Source organism: Streptomyces sp. NPDC052079 (assembly GCF_040680275.1).
Lineage (GTDB): Bacteria > Actinomycetota > Actinomycetes > Streptomycetales > Streptomycetaceae > Streptomyces.
Genome location: NZ_JBFAWL010000053.1, coordinates 1 through 1,776 on the forward strand (window position 1 = coordinate 1; position 1,776 = coordinate 1,776).

Annotated in this window: 1 rRNA gene; it reads left to right on the plus strand. The window is 56.8% G+C overall.

Annotation, left to right across the window (positions count from 1 at the left end):
• Positions 1-1,776, plus strand: a 23S ribosomal RNA gene (locus AB0L56_RS31485); the annotation flags it as partial.

Consider the following 1,776-nt stretch of genomic DNA (forward strand, 5'->3'; position numbering starts at 1 on the left):
TAGTAGCACGCTCAAGACCCGAAGCGGAGTGATCTAGCCATGGGCAGGTTGAAGCGGAGGTAAGACTTCGTGGAGGACCGAACCCACCAGGGTTGAAAACCTGGGGGATGACCTGTGGTTAGGGGTGAAAGGCCAATCAAACTCCGTGATAGCTGGTTCTCCCCGAAATGCATTTAGGTGCAGCGTCGTGTGTTTCTTGCCGGAGGTAGAGCACTGGATAGGCGATGGGCCCTACCGGGTTACTGACCTTAGCCAAACTCCGAATGCCGGTAAGTGAGAGCGCGGCAGTGAGACTGTGGGGGATAAGCTCCATGGTCGAGAGGGAAACAGCCCAGAGCATCGACTAAGGCCCCTAAGCGTACGCTAAGTGGGAAAGGATGTGGAGTCGCACAGACAACCAGGAGGTTGGCTTAGAAGCAGCCACCCTTGAAAGAGTGCGTAATAGCTCACTGGTCGAGTGATTCCGCGCCGACAATGTAGCGGGGCTCAAGCGTACCGCCGAAGTCGTGTCAATCCAGCAGATAGCCCTAACGGGTGCTGGGTTGGGTAGGGGAGCGTCGTCTGCCGGGTGAAGCAGCCGTGTAAGCGAGTTGTGGACGGTTGACGAGTGAGAATGCAGGCATGAGTAGCGATTCACACGTGAGAAACGTGTGCGCCGATTGACTAAGGGTTCCTGGGTCAAGCTGATCTGCCCAGGGTAAGTCGGGACCTAAGGCGAGGCCGACAGGCGTAGTCGATGGATAACCGGTTGATATTCCGGTACCCGCTGTGAAGCGTCAAACATCGAATCCAGTGATGCTAAGCCCGTGAAGCCGCCGGCTGAGTCTTCGGACGAGGCCGGAGTGGTGGAGCCGGTGACCCGAGCTGGTAGTAGGTGAGTGATGGGGTGACGCAGGAAGGTAGTCCATCCCGGGCGGTGGTTGTCCCGGGGTAAGGGTGTAGGCCGGTGTGCAGGTAAATCCGTGCACCGTGTGGCTGAGACCTGATGCCGAGCCGATTGTGGCGAAGTGGATGATCCTATGCTGTCGAGAAAAGCCTCTAGCGAGTTTCATGGCGGCCCGTACCCTAAACCGACTCAGGTGGTCAGGTAGAGAATACCGAGGCGTTCGGGTGAACTATGGTTAAGGAACTCGGCAAAATGCCCCCGTAACTTCGGGAGAAGGGGGGCCATTCCTGGTGATGAGCCTTTGCGCTCTGAGCTGGGGGTGGCCGCAGAGACCAGCGAGAAGCGACTGTTTACTAAAAACACAGGTCCGTGCGAAGCCGTAAGGCGATGTATACGGACTGACGCCTGCCCGGTGCTGGAACGTTAAGGGGACCGGTTAGCTCACCTTCGGGTGGGCGAAGCTGAGAACTTAAGCGCCAGTAAACGGCGGTGGTAACTATAACCATCCTAAGGTAGCGAAATTCCTTGTCGGGTAAGTTCCGACCTGCACGAATGGCGTAACGACTTCTCGACTGTCTCAACCATAGGCCCGGTGAAATTGCACTACGAGTAAAGATGCTCGTTTCGCGCAGCAGGACGGAAAGACCCCGGGACCTTTACTACAGTTTGATATTGGTGTTCGGTTCGGCTTGTGTAGGATAGCTGGGAGACTGTGAAGCCCGGACGCCAGTTCGGGTGGAGTCGTCGTTGAAATACCAGTCTGGTCGTGCTGGATGTCTAACCTGGGTCCGTGATCCGGATCAGGGACAGTGTCTGATGGGTAGTTTAACTGGGGCGGTTGCCTCCTAAAGAGTAACGGAGGCGCCCAAAGGTTCCCTCAGCCTGGTTGG